The 14,037-nt window shown below is 40.6% G+C and carries 14 protein-coding genes and 1 pseudogene; 12 read left to right on the plus strand and 3 right to left on the minus strand.

All coding sequences use genetic code 11. The features are described 5' to 3' along the window. Positions 1 to 87: 87 nt before the first annotated feature. Positions 88 to 261, minus strand: a complete 174-nt coding sequence (locus V7K31_RS20490; protein WP_335096478.1) for a hypothetical protein — start codon at positions 259 to 261, stop codon at positions 88 to 90. Between V7K31_RS20490 and V7K31_RS20495 the strand changes: the two genes are divergently transcribed. From V7K31_RS20495 to V7K31_RS20510, 4 genes are all read left to right on the plus strand, one after another. After that, positions 260 to 2,146, plus strand: a complete 1,887-nt coding sequence (locus V7K31_RS20495; protein ID WP_335096480.1) for an ATP-binding protein — start codon at positions 260 to 262, stop codon at positions 2,144 to 2,146. The two genes, V7K31_RS20490 and V7K31_RS20495, sit on opposite strands and share 2 nt — an antisense overlap. 30 nt (positions 2,147 to 2,176) lie before the next feature. Further along, a complete protein-coding gene (locus V7K31_RS20500; protein ID WP_335096482.1) occupies positions 2,177 to 3,439 on the plus strand; it encodes a sensor histidine kinase in 1,263 nt (420 codons plus the stop codon). 125 nt (positions 3,440 to 3,564) lie between these two features. Then, a complete protein-coding gene (locus V7K31_RS20505; RefSeq protein ID WP_335096638.1) occupies positions 3,565 to 4,008 on the plus strand; it encodes a hypothetical protein in 444 nt (147 codons plus the stop codon). A 1-nt stretch (position 4,009) separates the two neighbouring features. Then, positions 4,010 to 4,573 (plus strand): 3'-5' exonuclease, encoded by a 564-nt coding sequence (locus tag V7K31_RS20510; protein ID WP_335096483.1) that lies wholly within the window; start codon positions 4,010 to 4,012, stop codon positions 4,571 to 4,573. An 86-nt stretch (positions 4,574 to 4,659) separates the two neighbouring features. Here V7K31_RS20510 and V7K31_RS20515 read toward each other — a convergent pair whose 3' ends face one another. Then, positions 4,660 to 5,049: a hypothetical protein gene (locus tag V7K31_RS20515; RefSeq protein ID WP_335096485.1), complete on the minus strand. Its 390-nt coding sequence runs from the start codon at positions 5,047 to 5,049 to the stop codon at positions 4,660 to 4,662. Positions 5,050 to 5,567: 518 nt separating this feature from the next. Here V7K31_RS20515 and V7K31_RS20520 point away from each other — a divergent pair. From V7K31_RS20520 to V7K31_RS20550, 7 genes and pseudogenes are all read left to right on the plus strand, one after another. Next, positions 5,568 to 5,996 carry a hypothetical protein gene (locus tag V7K31_RS20520; RefSeq protein WP_335096486.1) on the plus strand — a complete coding sequence of 143 codons (429 nt, stop codon included), beginning with the start codon at positions 5,568 to 5,570 and terminating at the stop codon, positions 5,994 to 5,996. 266 nt (positions 5,997 to 6,262) lie between these two features. Next, positions 6,263 to 6,835 (plus strand): annotated as a pseudogene (locus tag V7K31_RS20525) (SDR family NAD(P)-dependent oxidoreductase). Between the two features lie 62 nt (positions 6,836 to 6,897). Next, positions 6,898 to 8,301 carry a glycoside hydrolase 100 family protein gene (locus tag V7K31_RS20530; RefSeq protein WP_335096487.1) on the plus strand — a complete coding sequence of 468 codons (1,404 nt, stop codon included), beginning with the start codon at positions 6,898 to 6,900 and terminating at the stop codon, positions 8,299 to 8,301. A 457-nt stretch (positions 8,302 to 8,758) separates the two neighbouring features. After that, positions 8,759 to 9,061 (plus strand): hypothetical protein, encoded by a 303-nt coding sequence (locus tag V7K31_RS20535; RefSeq protein WP_334828019.1) that lies wholly within the window; start codon positions 8,759 to 8,761, stop codon positions 9,059 to 9,061. A gap of 554 nt (positions 9,062 to 9,615) precedes the next feature. Next, the gene (locus V7K31_RS20540) at positions 9,616 to 9,879 is read left to right on the plus strand and encodes a hypothetical protein (protein ID WP_335096489.1); all 264 of its coding nucleotides are present in this window, start codon (positions 9,616 to 9,618) and stop codon (positions 9,877 to 9,879) included. A 589-nt stretch (positions 9,880 to 10,468) separates the two neighbouring features. Further along, positions 10,469 to 11,614 carry a site-2 protease family protein gene (locus V7K31_RS20545; RefSeq protein WP_335096640.1) on the plus strand — a complete coding sequence of 382 codons (1,146 nt, stop codon included), beginning with the start codon at positions 10,469 to 10,471 and terminating at the stop codon, positions 11,612 to 11,614. A gap of 235 nt (positions 11,615 to 11,849) precedes the next feature. Next, positions 11,850 to 12,173: a hypothetical protein gene (locus tag V7K31_RS20550; RefSeq protein ID WP_335096491.1), complete on the plus strand. Its 324-nt coding sequence runs from the start codon at positions 11,850 to 11,852 to the stop codon at positions 12,171 to 12,173. On the opposite strand, the gene nagA is transcribed toward V7K31_RS20550, so the two are convergent. After that, positions 12,166 to 13,350: an N-acetylglucosamine-6-phosphate deacetylase gene (gene nagA, locus V7K31_RS20555; protein WP_335096492.1), complete on the minus strand. Its 1,185-nt coding sequence runs from the start codon at positions 13,348 to 13,350 to the stop codon at positions 12,166 to 12,168. The genes V7K31_RS20550 and nagA overlap by 8 nt on opposite strands. Before the next feature lie 152 nt (positions 13,351 to 13,502). Here nagA and purE point away from each other — a divergent pair, with 152 nt between their 5' ends. Next, the gene (purE, locus tag V7K31_RS20560) at positions 13,503 to 14,021 is read left to right on the plus strand and encodes a 5-(carboxyamino)imidazole ribonucleotide mutase (RefSeq protein ID WP_335096493.1); all 519 of its coding nucleotides are present in this window, start codon (positions 13,503 to 13,505) and stop codon (positions 14,019 to 14,021) included. Positions 14,022 to 14,037: the final 16 nt, after the last annotated feature.

A 14,037-nucleotide genomic window follows, 5' to 3' on the forward strand; every position in this document is an offset into this window, starting at 1 on the left:
ACAAAAGGTTTCTAACATTTATCATACAGGGATTGGGCAGGCTCAGATTTTTTTTATAAATCACATTGGAAGTTTGGTGGGCGATGTCTACGACGGGCTATTCGGCGTGGCAAAGGATACACATATTTTCTTTGTACGGTAGTAGTTTACGTCATAATCAAGACGAATGTAAAAAAATAGCGATCGCGGTTTTCCACTTGATGTTTTGGGAATACTAGGGTTATGGATATATATTTCAAATCCAGCAACCCCTGATATCATGCCGACATTTTTCAACTATCCTTTCCACTCTGACGGTTTTATTCCCCACGGACATTGTTATCTTTGGCAAACTGGATTAGTTTGGCTCCACATTATTTCTGATGCCACGATCGCTTTTGCCTATTATTCTATTCCCTTCCTACTGATTTACTTTATTTCCAAGCGCAAAGACGTTCCTTTCAATGGAGTCTTTTTGTTATTTGGTGCTTTTATCATTGCCTGCGGTACTGGACACTTGATGGATATTTGGACGCTTTGGTATCCAGACTATTGGATTGCAGGTGCTTTAAAAGCTCTAACTGCCATTATTTCGATATATACAGCATTTGCGTTATTTTTTCTCATGCCGCAAGCTCTGACGCTACCCAGCCCAGCCCAGTTAGAAGTTATCAATGGAGTGCTTTCAACTGAAATTGTCGAGCGTAAGCGCATCGAAAAAGAATTACGCCTTGCACAAGAAGTCGCTCAAAACTCTAGCCAAGCCAAGAGTGAATTTCTCGCTAATATGAGCCATGAACTACGCACACCCCTTAATGGCATCCTGGGCTATACACAAATTATCCAACGCACAGAATCTTTGAGTGAAAAAGGACGCAAAGGACTCAGCGTTATTTATCAATGTGGTTCTCATCTTTTAACCTTAATTAATGATGTCTTGGATCTCTCCAAGATAGAAGCCCGGAAATTAGAATTGTATCCAGTTGATTTCTACTTGCCTGCCTTTATAGATAGCGTCGCTGAAATTTGCCGCATCAGGGCAGAACAAAAAGTCATCGCATTTAACGTCGAACTTGATCCTGATTTACCAAACGGTATTCATGCTGATGAAAAACGCTTACGACAAGTACTGATTAACTTACTTAGTAATGCCATGAAGTTTACTCATCAAGGCAGTGTCACCTTCAAAGTTCAGGTCATTGATCAAGAATCAAATGCCAATGAAAAAACTAACTACAAAATTCGCTTTCAGGTAGTAGATACTGGCACGGGTATAACCCCTGAACAAGCCGATAAAATCTTCCAGCCCTTTGAGCAAGTGGGAAGTCAGAAACGACAATCTGAAGGTACAGGCTTAGGATTAGCAATCAGCCAAAACATTGTTTTATTGATGGGTAGTCAAATTCAGGTGCAAAGTGAATTTGGCAAAGGTAGCACTTTCTGGTTTGAGGCAAAATTGCCAGAATCTAAAGACTGGGCAAAAGTTTCTAGAGTAGTTGAGCAGGGAACTATTATTGGTTATCAAGGACAAAGGCGCACCATTTTGATTGCGGATGATAAATGGGAAAACCGATCAGTAATTGTAAATTTACTAGAGCCAGTTGGGTTTACTGTTGTAGAAGCTAGTCAGGGTCAGGAAGCATGGGAACAGTCTCTAGCCCACAAACCAGATATGGTTATCACTGACTTAGTGATGCCTATATTGGATGGATTTGAGTTGATTAATCGTTTGCGTCAGTCTAGGCCATTTAAAGAGATTCCGATCATCGCTTCGTCAGCAAGTGTGTTTGCAGCCGACCAACACAAGAGCATTGGTGTAGGTGCAGATGCATTTCTCCCAAAGCCTATAGAAGCTGAAACGCTGCTGGAAATGCTACGACAATTTTTGCACCTGGAGTGGATTTTTGACGGAAAGATAGACGTAACAAAAAAAACCTATAAAGATGGTTTGGTTCAACAACATGAGATGATTTCTCCTAGCAAAGAGGTTTTGCAAGAGTTGCTAGAACTAGCACAAAATGGCGATATTCAAAATATTTTAGAAGTGTCCGAAAAGCTTTCTGCATCTGATGAACAGCTAAAGGTTTTTGTTCAGCAAATCGTCCATCTGGCGAGTAATTTCCAACTCAAAGGTTTGGAAAGCTTTATTAAACAATACATCAATTAATTGGAGTTCAATTTAACTTTTAAATCCATCATGAGCAAACCCCAAAATAACGGATTTATTTTGATTGTGGATGATAATCCGACAAATTTATCTGTCCTGTGTGCAGCGCTTAACAGTGAGGGTTTTCGTTTCCGTGTTGCAGTCGATGGAGAAAGTGCGATCGCTCAAGCCGAACGCAATCAACCAGAGTTGATTTTGCTGGATGTACAAATGCCGGGTATTGACGGATTTGAAGCTTGTCGTCGCCTGAAAGCGAATCCTGTCACTGAAAATATTCCGATTATTTTCACCACCGCCTTAGCGGATACGGAAAGCAAAACGAAGGGATTTTCCCTCGGTGCAGTAGACTATATCCCTAAACCGTTTGCACACGAGGAAGTCATTGCAAGAGTGCGCGTGCATTTGCAACTCAAACAATTGACTGAATCTTTGGAACAACAAGTTAGCGATCGCACCAAGGCTTTGCAACAAGCCCAAGTCCAACTAGTGCAGCAAGAGAAACTATCAGCACTCGGAGAGTTAATTGCTGGTATTGGTCATGAACTCAATAACCCCATCAACTTTATTTCTAGCAATATTCCACCCTTGCAACAATACATTGCAGGAGTAACTGAGTTGATCTTACTGTATGAACAAGAGTATCCAAACCCAACAGCCAAAATCGCCACTGCTATTAAGGACTTGGATCTAAATTTTGTTCTCGAAGATATGCCAAAAATCTTGAACTCACTCAAGCTAGGAAGTGAACGAATTAGCAACCTTTCTAATTCACTCCGCAACTTCTCTCGCTCGGATAGTGATGCCAAAATATCTGCTGATTTGCACCAAGGACTAGATAGTACACTAATGATTTTGCAACACCGTCTCAATGCTAATGGCGATCGTCCCCGGATTGAAGTTATTAAAAATTATGGAGTATTACCACAGGTTAGCTGCTATCTAGGACAGATGAATCAAGTATTTATGAACATTCTGGCAAACGCAATTGATGCCCTTGATGAAGTTATAATGCAAGGCCAAATGAGCAATCTAATTCCTCGGATTCAAATTGCAACAGAAATAGATTCTGAAGAATTGGTTGTAATTCGGATTGCTGACAATGGGATTGGTATTCCTGAACGGCTTAAAAAACGCTTGTTTGAGCCGTTGTTTACCACAAAAGTCGTTGGAAAAGGCACTGGACTTGGCTTATCGATAGCATATCAAATAGTTGTAGAAAAACACAAAGGTGTATTAGAAGTGAATTCTCAACCAGGTCTAGGAACCGAGTTTATCATCAAAATTCCCACATGAAAACAGTATTTAATTAATTACAAAACTGCTTTAGCATTTATCATAGTGGAGAGTGGGGAAAAATTTTACCAATACCCAATCCCTAATTTCTATATAGAGTGAATGCAACTTTAGATCCTCAATTAATGGCAGAACGCATAGAATCCCTTAAGGCTGGAATAATTGGCGGATTATCTGTGTGTTTTGCTTTTGCTATTACTAGTCTGTTGAATACTTTTGTACTCGCAAAGTATTTTCAGACACTCGCAAGTCTGCAAATTGATGTTAACTGGCAGTGGTTGGTGAGTGGTGGAGTTGCAACTTTTACTGGTTTACTATTTGGTGTCACCTACCGCTATATCATCCGCTCAGATAAAAATCCTCAACTCAAAGCTGGCGGGGTGCTGGCATTTGGCTTAGTGCGGGGATTAACTCAGATAGAACTTGGGTGGAATTCTCATAGCAGAATTTTGCCTTTTATGGTGTTAGCGGCAGAAAGTTTATTGTGGTTTGTGTTTGCTGCAATCGCTCTTGATATCGTAATTAAACTCCGTTGGGTTAAACCTTTTTCATCAATTTCTATTCCCTAATATGCAAACTAAAATATCCCACTATTATCTGATAGTTGATCTGGAGGCTACGTGCTGTGACAGTAGGACTATTCCCCGTCACGAAATGGAAATCATCGAAATTGGTGCGGTGATGCTCAATCGAGCAACATGGGAAATTGATTCCGAGTTTCAGCAATTCATCCAACCTGTGAGACATCCGCAACTGACAGGTTTTTGCACAGAATTGACTAGTATTCGCCAGCAAGATGTTGACGAGGCTCCAAAATTTGTAGAGGCAATTTCTCGCTTCAAAGAATGGATTTATTCATTTCCCAATCATATTTTTTGTTCGTGGGGCAATTACGACAAAAAGCAATTTATTCAAGATTGCGCGTTTCATAATTTCCCTTATCCTTTTATTTCAGAACACATAAATATCAAAGAGGAATTTTCAGAATATCTTGGCGTGTCTAAAAAATTTGGTATGGCACAGGCTCTCAATGAGTTGGGGATAGAATTAAAAGGGACACATCATCGCGGCATTGATGATTCCCGCAACATTGCAGCTATCTACAGACAGATTAAAACTAAAAAACTAAGTTAAATGGAAAAGTTGCCCGTTCCTGACACTAAGTTTGATGTGTAAATAAGTTTGGAGTTAGGGCTTTAGTCCTGTGAGAATTATTATCCTTAGCCAAAGGGATTTTTGGAGAAACGTTTTTTATTATTGGGTGAGTATTCAGAGCAATTCATCGCTTCTTTAGTAAGAACAATAGAAGGGTTTACGGCACATTTTAGATAATGATTATGGGAATAAAAGCGACAGTTTTTACAGGGGAGTTTATCTAATCCTTTGATGGAAAAAACCATTTTATCATCTAAAAATGCCCGCGCTTTTCGCAATATCAGGAAAAAACCTATCCAACCAATTATAAAGCCAACAGGAAATAAAGATATCGCTAGATCAGGGAAAGTTAATTCATGCGTTTGTGCTTGCTCTTTTTTTGCTTCACTCAAGTTTGCTTGATGTAAATTACTATTGGCTACTACAGTTTTTTGCAACATTTGATCATGATACATACTATTTACGTTTTGCTATATGCCTTTACTATCTTAATTTTTGATAGCTGGGTAACTAAGTAGTTTTTCAGTAGCTAGGTTAACTTTTAGTGTTGGCAAGGTTTTAATTACAGGTTTAGCAAAATAAAACTTCAGCTATATCTGTCAAGAGTTTTGCTTGTCATTTTAAGTTATATACCCAAGGGAATAAATTAGATAATGGACTTATAATTAGATATTTTTATGTTCTAATTACCCGAAAAATATTCTGATAAGTTTCTAGACATGAAAGCTATGTCACTTTAAGATCAGATATGCAGCAGTTTGCAAGTAAGTCAGGTAGACAATGTAGGACTGAAATTTGTACTTCATCCAAAAGAAAACTGCTGTATATTGTCACGACGAAAGAGTATGTCCTTAAATTAGCTCTGTAGATAGAGAAATATCCTAAGCAAAGCTAGTATATTTACAGGCTTAAGTAGTAAAATTTTTGACTAATATTAAGAGATTAACTTGGTATTTTTACAAGCCTTGGCAGTATGAATGTGGAATTTTTTAACAGGATTCCTTTGATGCCTTTAGTATTACTCTTATTGGCTTACACTCTTCTGGGATGGTATCTTGCTGCTAATCATATAATTTGGTTAGTGGGAGCTTTTGTCGCTGCTATGGTTATAGCTGTAGTGCGAAAGAGCATTTCTTGGTTAGATCGTTTAGTTGAATTTGGCTCTCAAACCTTAGTTATCATATTATTTTTAAGTATATCAATTGCTTTAGTAGCAACTTGGTCATTATTATTACGGCTCTTTATCATACCCTTAGCAACTACGCTTTTAGCTGATTTTGAAATGCGCTTTTCTGGCTACAACAAGCTAGATTCATTTTGGGTTTTAACATTTATAGCGGTATTGGGTTTGGTAGTGGGCGAAGTAATAGATATTCTACTTTTTTCCAGTAGTAGATACTAATTCATCAGGCAGCAGGCAGAATAAACCTAAACTTAAAAACGTGGGACTGTGCCAATTTTAAATTTGGAATTGAAGGAATAATCTAAAATCTAAAATCTAAAATTGTTTGACTGAATACAAATTCAAGCAAGGGCAGCTTATACCAATTCTATATGAGGCTGCGCTTTATTCACGTAGGGGCAATTCATGAATTGCCCCTACAGCCTGTAGTTTTGTATCAGTCTTATGGGCGCATCTTCAAACAGAAATGGTATTAGGGAGGAAATATGATAGTGTTAGAAGGAAAGAATGTCTTAATTACAGGTGCAACGTCAGGTATCGGTCAGGCGATCGCAATCAGACTTGCCTAACAAGGGTGCAAGATCGCCATCAATTACCGCAAAGACCCTAAAGCTGCGACAGACACAGAAGAGATGGCATTGCAAAAAGCCTGCAAAAATATCGAAAACTGTGGTGTGAAGTCGCTACTGGTTCAGGGAAATGTCTCCCAAGAATCAGACATTGTTGAGATGTCAAACCGTCGTTAAGGAATTTGGTAGTGTAGATATTCTAGTTAACAATGCTGGTATTCAAACAGAAAGTCTATCCCACGAAGTTACCACAGCAGACTTTGATCGAGTAATTGCAGTCAATCTCCGGGGTGTGTATCTCTGCGCCCGTGAAACTATTAAATACCTCCTGTCTCTTAATCGTTCGGGGATGATTATTAATATTTCCAGCGTTCACGAAATTATTCCTCGACCGATGTATATCATACATCACCCATCACCGGACAAACGTTGTTTGTAGATGGTGGATTGACTCTGTATGCTGACTTCCGAGAAACCTGGTCAATTTGAGGTAAGGCTTGCGTACTTTCCACAATTGAGCCGATACATACTATTAGTGGAATTAAACGCTTATGACTAGCACGATCGATAATAACAGTCTGCTGGAAACAGAAGCCTGGAAACTGTTGGAAAAGTCGATAATTTATTACCAGGGAAAACCCATTGGGACTATAGCCGCCCACGATCTGGAGTCAGATGCACTCAATTATGATCAGTGCTTTCTCCGCGATTTTGTTCCTTCTGCCTTAGTGTTTCTCATGCACGGCAAACCAGAGATTGTCCGCAACTTCTTAGTAGAAACACTGAAATTACAAAGTCATGAAAAGCAGATAGACTGCTTTGAACCAGGAGCGGGATTAATGCCTGCAAGTTTCAAGGTACATTTTAATGGGAATGAGGAATTTTTGGTCGCTGATTTTGGTGAGCAAGCGATCGCTCGCGTTCCCCCAATTGATTCCTGTATGTGGTGGATTCTCCTGCTACGGGCTTATGAAAAAGCTACAGGCGATTTGTCCCTAGCGCGTCAGCCAGATTTTCAAGCAGGAATCAAACTAATTTTGGATCTTTGCCTGGTACATCGCTTTTCCATGTACCCAACAATGTTAGTTCCCGATGGCGCGTTTATGATTGACCGTCGCATGGGAGTCTACGAACATCCTCTAGAAATTCAGGTGTTATTCTATGCGTCCTTGAGGGCAGCTAGTGAATTGCTTTTACCAGATGGAGATGGCGATAGCTACCTCACCAAAGTCAATAGGCGATTAGGATCTTTGAAATATCATATCCGCAACTATTATTGGCTAGACTTGAAGCGATTGGGGGAAATCTATCGTTACAAGGGTAACGAATTTGGTAAAGAAATTGTTAATAAATTTAACATCCACTCAGAATCAATCCCCAGTTGGTTAACCGACTGGTTGCCCGAAACTGGAGGATATTTAGCAGGAAATCTGGGGCCGGGACGGATAGATTTTCGCTTTTTTGCTCTGGGAAATCTGATGTCAATCTTAGTTTCCTTAGCCAGCGACACAGAATCTCAAAGCATCATGAATTTATTTGCCCAGCGTTGGCAAGACTTGATTGGCTATATGCCTGTTAAAATCTGCTTTCCAGCCTTGGAAGGTTTAGAGTGGAGAATTGTTACAGGATGTGACTCTAAGAACAGCGCTTGGTCTTATCATAACGGTGGTAACTGGCCAGTTTTACTGTGGTTATTTGCTGCTGCGGCACAGAAAACAGGTCGAACAGAACTTGCCCAAGCTGCGATCGCTATTGCCGAAAAGCGTTTATTTAAGGATAAATTCCCGGAATACTACGATGGCCACAATGGTCGTTTAATTGGCAAAGAAGCCAGAATTTATCAAACTTGGAGCATTGCCGGATTGCTTGCTGCTAAACAGTTCGTGGAAAATCCAGAGTACTTGGAATTAATCAGCTTTGCAGAGGGTCTTGAAGGTCCAGGCTGTAGCATCTAGGTGCTGAATTGCCCCGCAAGGCTCTAAAGAGAAGATGATTTAGCGGTGTAATTATACAGGGTGTCTTTGCCAACTAGTACAGCTTGGCGTCAGTCCAGCTACCATCTCAATTAACAAGACTTAGGGCAGACAAGTTGTTCAGAGCAACTGGTTAAAGGTAGGCAAACTTACGCCTGTACTAGCTACACTGACACAACATCATAAGGGGACAAACTCTTAGTAAGTAGAAGTTAATAAATACCTAAGTTATGCCATATAAAATCCTGATCAACAGATCGCGGCTCGCACAGCCTCTTCTCTACCAGAAGCTGCGCCAACGAGTTACCGGGCGTCTAAATTCCCTTCTCAAACACCCGATAACTGATACACTATATAGTAAGAGGTATCTGAAGTGTCATACTTAGTAATATCATCAGATAGTCTTTGCATCCTTAACACGTTTTAACGTGTATAAAACATGAAAACTGCTTCAGATTTAATTCCAGAATTTGAAAAACTATTCAGACAAAAATTACAACTAAATAATTGTAAACTCAGAAAGAAAAGACAAGAGAATAATTATGAAATTATTACTCCAGCGAAAGACATATTTTTGATGTATTGGTCTGAATTCCCAGAAATTAATTTAATATATCAGGCTGTAGGGGTACGCACTCAGCAGACTGGAGTTTATGAGCGAGCTATCCGCTCCCACATTAGTTTTTGTCTGAGTAGTATTAAGGAAAATCCTCACTCGGAATCACCATTACTAGTGAACTAACTAATACTCAGATAACACAGACAATACTTACCGAAACAGTGCTGAGTGCCCAGAAAGAAGTGGTGAGTAAAAAAGTAAAACTAGACCAACCAGGCATCAACTTGGTCTAGAGCAAGTGCCTTGAGGGATGGAAAAGAAATCCCTATTTATTTCGAGCCTTAAGTGCGATAACTCAGTACTGATTTACCGTTCGCCCTTGGCGTCTCATGCCACTTGCTACAATGGGCGGAACCCCAGCAACGCAGGCAGTGGCTTCCCTTTCCTAAAGGGAGACGCTAGCACTTGCCGTAAGATGCCCAAAGGGCTGTAGGGAGAAGTTCAGATAGCCCCCAAGCCTTATCTCCGACTTCTCACTGAGTGAAAAGATTAATTAAGTACTACTTATTACTCAGCACGGGCTAAACCATAGCTATCCGCTAACAGCACTCCTGAATAAACTCTCGCCAGTTTTGTCATATAACTGACGAGAGTGGATCAACGAAAATCTCTTGATCAAGAGATAAAAGTGGAATCGGAAAAAAATCAAGATCAAGATTCAGCTAGATTATAAAACCTTGTTAGCCAATGCAAAGCAAGCTTTAAAAGTTAAATATCATAAATCAGCTGCTTTAGCATCCCAACTGCAAGCCATAAAAACTCAGTTGGAGCAAGTTCAGGCTGAAAATAAAACTCTGAGGGAGAGTGCTTATGAAGATGTAATTAAGCACTGTGAGGCGGGTACTCAACCAGCAGAAGCACTAGCACTAAAAACAGAAGTGCGTCAAAAGTTCCTTGAAGCCAATGGTTGCAAGGATGATCAGAGCTTCGATACTCTATAGACATCTCCGAAAATAATCAAAGCCTTTGTATAGCTAGGCTTTAGAACGTAAATCCCATCATCAAGAATTAGCTAGAATGTACACAAAATAAGGCTTTGAGATATTTGTTGTTGATAATTAGGCAAAATATATAGTTACAGCAGAATTCAAGTATTTGAACCACATCTGTCGTAGGGGCACAGCATTGCTCATACGTGTGATCTTAACGTGAAAACCAGTCTATAACTAGCTTTTAGATTGTCTCGTTAAGAGCCTCAGGCTGGGAATGCCGTTCTAGAGGCTCCGCCTTCTTTGCTGGCGGCAGAGCCGCCAAGAGCAGCATTTCCAGCAAGAGGCTAGAAACGAGGTTTTAAAGGAGTTTGCGCTTAAGTTGACACCAATGAGCATTGCTGTACCCCTACCGCGTGGTCTATTTACCTGAAAATAGCTGTAAATTGGTATTATTCCCAAAATAATACCAATAACCGCACCTTTACAGACGGACACCACTACCGTTAGAAAGATTAAAACCTCTTAACCTTTCGTTACATTAGAGACATCGAGAAACACCAAAGCAAACCTCTCGAAGCGGAAATCAAAGGTGAACGAGATGAATGGCACAATTCGCGTTGGTAATCTCTTCGGAATTCCCTTCTATATCCATCCGTCATGGTTTTTAGTTCTAGGTTTAGTAACTTGGAGCTATAGCAGTGGACTGGCGGCACAATTTCCCCAATTATCTGCGGGATTAGCTCTGCTACTAGGATTGATGACAGCGTTGATGTTATTTGCCTCTGTCGTCGCCCATGAATTAGGCCACAGTTTTGTTGCGATCGGTCAAGGTATTGATGTTAAATCCATCACACTGTTTATATTGGGCGGTTTGGCTAGCTTAGAAAAAGAGTCGAAAACCCCAGGTGAGGCTTTCTGGGTAGCGATCGCTGGGCCAATGGTAAGCTTACTACTATGTGGTATTGTTACAGCTATTGGCGTTACAACTACTGCATCAGGCCCGTTAGCGGCAATTCTTGGTGTTTTAGCTTCTGTTAACTTGGCATTAGCCCTGTTTAACCTGATTCCTGGCTTGCCCTTAGATGGCGGAAATATACTGAAAGCCATTGTTTGGAAAATTACAGGCAATCCTTATAAAGGCGTTACCTTTGCTAGTCGAGTTGGGCAAATCTTTGGTTGGGTAGCAATTCTTTCTGGTATAGTTCCCCTACTATTCTTTGGCAGCTTCGGTAACTTCTGGAACTTGTTAGTTGGCTTCTTCTTATTACAAAATGCTGGGAACGCGGCTCAATTTGCTAGAGTGCAAGAAAAACTCACAGGTTTGACTGCCGAAGATGCTGTAACTCAAGATAGCCCGATTATATCTGCGAATCTTACCCTCAGAGAGTTTGCCGATGAGCGAGTCATAAGCGGGCAAAACTGGCATCGGTTCCTGGTGACTGATGATGATGGACAATTAGTAGGTGCGATGTCTACGACGGGCTACGCCTACGCAGTTGATAATTTACGAACCATCCCAACAGCACTGTGGTCAGAAACTCAAGTCAGAGAAGTCATGCGACCAATTACTGAATCAACCACAGTCCAATCAGATCGACCTCTGCTGGAAGTCATGCAGTTACTCGAACAACAAAAGCTGTCTGTCCTCCCCGTGATTCGTGAGAATGGTGTGCTAGTTGGAATCTTAGAAAAAGCTGCAATTATCCAACTACTGCAAAGCCGAACTCAACCGAACCCTGCATAGTTTATTGACATTCTCCCACCAAGCTACACTGTGGTGCGAGATTCTTGTTCCACACTAAACAAGAGTAACTAGACGTAAAAGCCAATAGCTTAAAGGATTTTAAACAAGATTACCCCGTTAATAAACGATGGTGCGATCTCTAAAGTTCGATAATTTAAATAAATCAAGTATCATATTCTTATATTGTTTAGTCAACGCCTGATCTCTCAGTCACACTAACTATAAAGAATAATATATGAATTCGACAAATCCTCCTGAAAACGTGATTAATTGTTTGCAGACTATTTTGGATGCCACTGCTGCGGGAAATTACGAACTTTTTCTTAGGGTAGGTGATTTAGAGTACAGAAGAGATATTACCAAAGAAATATTTGACCAAGTTAGCTCCCCGCTAATTCCACGTATGTCTGAGGGTTATACAACTACTTATTTCGGTCATCTCAAACAAGGAGAAACTCAGACCTATTTGTGGAAGCTGAGTTTTGCTGATGATGGACATGAATTTATAGTACGTGTGGGGATGAAGGGAGATAAAGTTAATCTGATATGGATTACTTAAAATATAGCAAATCTGCTGTGATAGCACGTTGCCAAGTTAATTCTTTTGTAGTTTCATCCCAATGCCAGCGTAATAAATTAGCGGGTTGACTCTTGGCAATTCCTGGAAAACCAATCGCTTGTCTAGGTGCATTAGTAGCTAAAGCGATCGCACTTTCTACGTCACAAATTCCCCATTTTACCAAATTCTGAACTCCCATCAACAAGGGTAAAGTCGTCCCCGACAAGGTGCCATCCGCCAGTTGTGCCGTACCGTTTTTAACTTCAATTTGCCGACTATCCCAAGGATACACGCCATCGGGTAGCCCCAAAGGTGCAAGGGCATCGCTAACAAGGAACAGCCCTTTTTCTTGATAGCTAGCGCGAAGCAAAATTTGCAGCATTGTGGGCGAAACGTGTTTACCATCAGCAATAAAACCACACATCACATCAGGATTAGTAATTGCTGCCCCTAATAATCCTGGTTCGCGGTGATGTAATACTGGCATAGCATTGAAAGCATGAGTTACCATCGTTGCGCCCTCCTCAAAAGCACGTTGCGCTTGGGCGGATGTTGCTTGAGAATGTCCTAAACTGACAATAATCCCCAGAGAACGCAAATATGGAATTACTTCACCAGTGAAATCTAACTCCGGTGCTAAGGTGATAACTTTCACAACATGAGCATAATTACCCAAAACTCGCCTTACCTCGTCAATTGTTAAGGGTAACAAGTACTCTGCTGGGTGTGCGCCGCGCTTTTGAAAATTCAAAAATGGGCCTTCTAGATGTACTCCCAGAATCTTAGCACCTGCTTGTTGACTGGGGATAACCTCAGCAATAATAGCAAGCGATCGCTGAATCTTTTCTACTGAAGTTGTCACAAGTGTCGGTAAAAATCCATCTATCCCGAAATCCCACAAAAATTGTGATATCTTCACCAGCAAGTGAGTATTTTTAGCCGTCAAATCAGGAAATGCCAATCCCAAAGCACCGTTAATTTGTAAATCAACGCCACCCAATGAAATCCAGTCGCCAGCAACATTTATTACGGATGCACGGCTGTGTACCCCTACTGTACCCATTGGCAAGATTTGCTCAATTATGCCTTCTTGGTTAACCAAGAGCATCTGCAAATCTTTGTAACCAGGCACTCTAGCATTGATAATATCTACAGGATTTTGTGTTGCTTGGGTCATTACATTGGCGAGAAGATAGCTAAATCTGATTTTAGATGCAACCAAGACCAATGAATCAATATAAAGCAACGCCAATAGATGAGATGATGATCGGCATTACACAGCTTTCATATCTTGCTCAAACAATTTTGAATTTTGAATTTTGAATTATTATGACTCCCCTAGTTGGTATTATTATGGGCAGCGATTCTGATTTGCCCACCATGAAAGATGCGATCGCAGTTTGTGAAGAATTTGGCGTTGAGAGCGAAGTGGCGATCATTTCTGCTCATCGTACTCCAGAACGCATGGTGCAATATGCTCAATTTGCACACCAACGTGGTATTAAGGTGATTATTGCTGGTGCGGGTGGTGCTGCCCATCTGCCTGGAATGGTAGCCTCTTTAACTCCACTTCCTGTGATCGGTGTTCCTATACCTACTCGTAACTTACAAGGTGTTGATTCTTTGTATTCTATTTTACAAATGCCTGCGGGTATACCTGTAGCAACAGTGGCGATCGGTAATTCCAAAAATGCTGGGCTTTTAGCAATACAAATCCTCGCAACTCAGCAACCAGAATTGCTAGAAAGAGTGCAACAATATCGCCAAAGCCTATCTGAATCAGTAATTGCAAAGCAAGCAAAACTAGAAAAACTAGGCTATGAGCAATATTTACAGCAGATGTTTTAAATAAATTTAAACACCA

This window comes from Nostoc sp. (assembly GCF_036917675.1).
Taxonomy (GTDB): Bacteria; Cyanobacteriota; Cyanobacteriia; order Cyanobacteriales; family Nostocaceae; genus Nostoc.

Excerpts from the sequence above, each read along its gene's own strand:
- V7K31_RS20530 (WP_335096487.1), top strand. The coding sequence starts at position 6,898 with ATGACTAGCACGATCGATAATAACAGTCTGCTGGAAACAGAAGCCTGG.
- nagA (WP_335096492.1), bottom strand. The coding sequence starts at position 13,350 with ATGACCCAAGCAACACAAAATCCTGTAGATATTATCAATGCTAGAGTG.
- V7K31_RS20505 (WP_335096638.1), top strand. The coding sequence starts at position 3,565 with ATGGCAGAACGCATAGAATCCCTTAAGGCTGGAATAATTGGCGGATTA.
- V7K31_RS20495 (WP_335096480.1), top strand. The coding sequence starts at position 260 with ATGCCGACATTTTTCAACTATCCTTTCCACTCTGACGGTTTTATTCCC.
- V7K31_RS20515 (WP_335096485.1), bottom strand. The coding sequence starts at position 5,049 with ATGTATCATGATCAAATGTTGCAAAAAACTGTAGTAGCCAATAGTAAT.
- V7K31_RS20490 (WP_335096478.1), bottom strand. The coding sequence starts at position 261 with ATGATATCAGGGGTTGCTGGATTTGAAATATATATCCATAACCCTAGT.
- V7K31_RS20535 (WP_334828019.1), top strand. The coding sequence starts at position 8,759 with ATGAAAACTGCTTCAGATTTAATTCCAGAATTTGAAAAACTATTCAGA.
- V7K31_RS20550 (WP_335096491.1), top strand. The coding sequence starts at position 11,850 with ATGAATTCGACAAATCCTCCTGAAAACGTGATTAATTGTTTGCAGACT.
- V7K31_RS20545 (WP_335096640.1), top strand. The coding sequence starts at position 10,469 with ATGAATGGCACAATTCGCGTTGGTAATCTCTTCGGAATTCCCTTCTAT.
- V7K31_RS20520 (WP_335096486.1), top strand. The coding sequence starts at position 5,568 with ATGAATGTGGAATTTTTTAACAGGATTCCTTTGATGCCTTTAGTATTA.
- V7K31_RS20500 (WP_335096482.1), top strand. The coding sequence starts at position 2,177 with ATGAGCAAACCCCAAAATAACGGATTTATTTTGATTGTGGATGATAAT.
- V7K31_RS20510 (WP_335096483.1), top strand. The coding sequence starts at position 4,010 with ATGCAAACTAAAATATCCCACTATTATCTGATAGTTGATCTGGAGGCT.
- purE (WP_335096493.1), top strand. The coding sequence starts at position 13,503 with ATGACTCCCCTAGTTGGTATTATTATGGGCAGCGATTCTGATTTGCCC.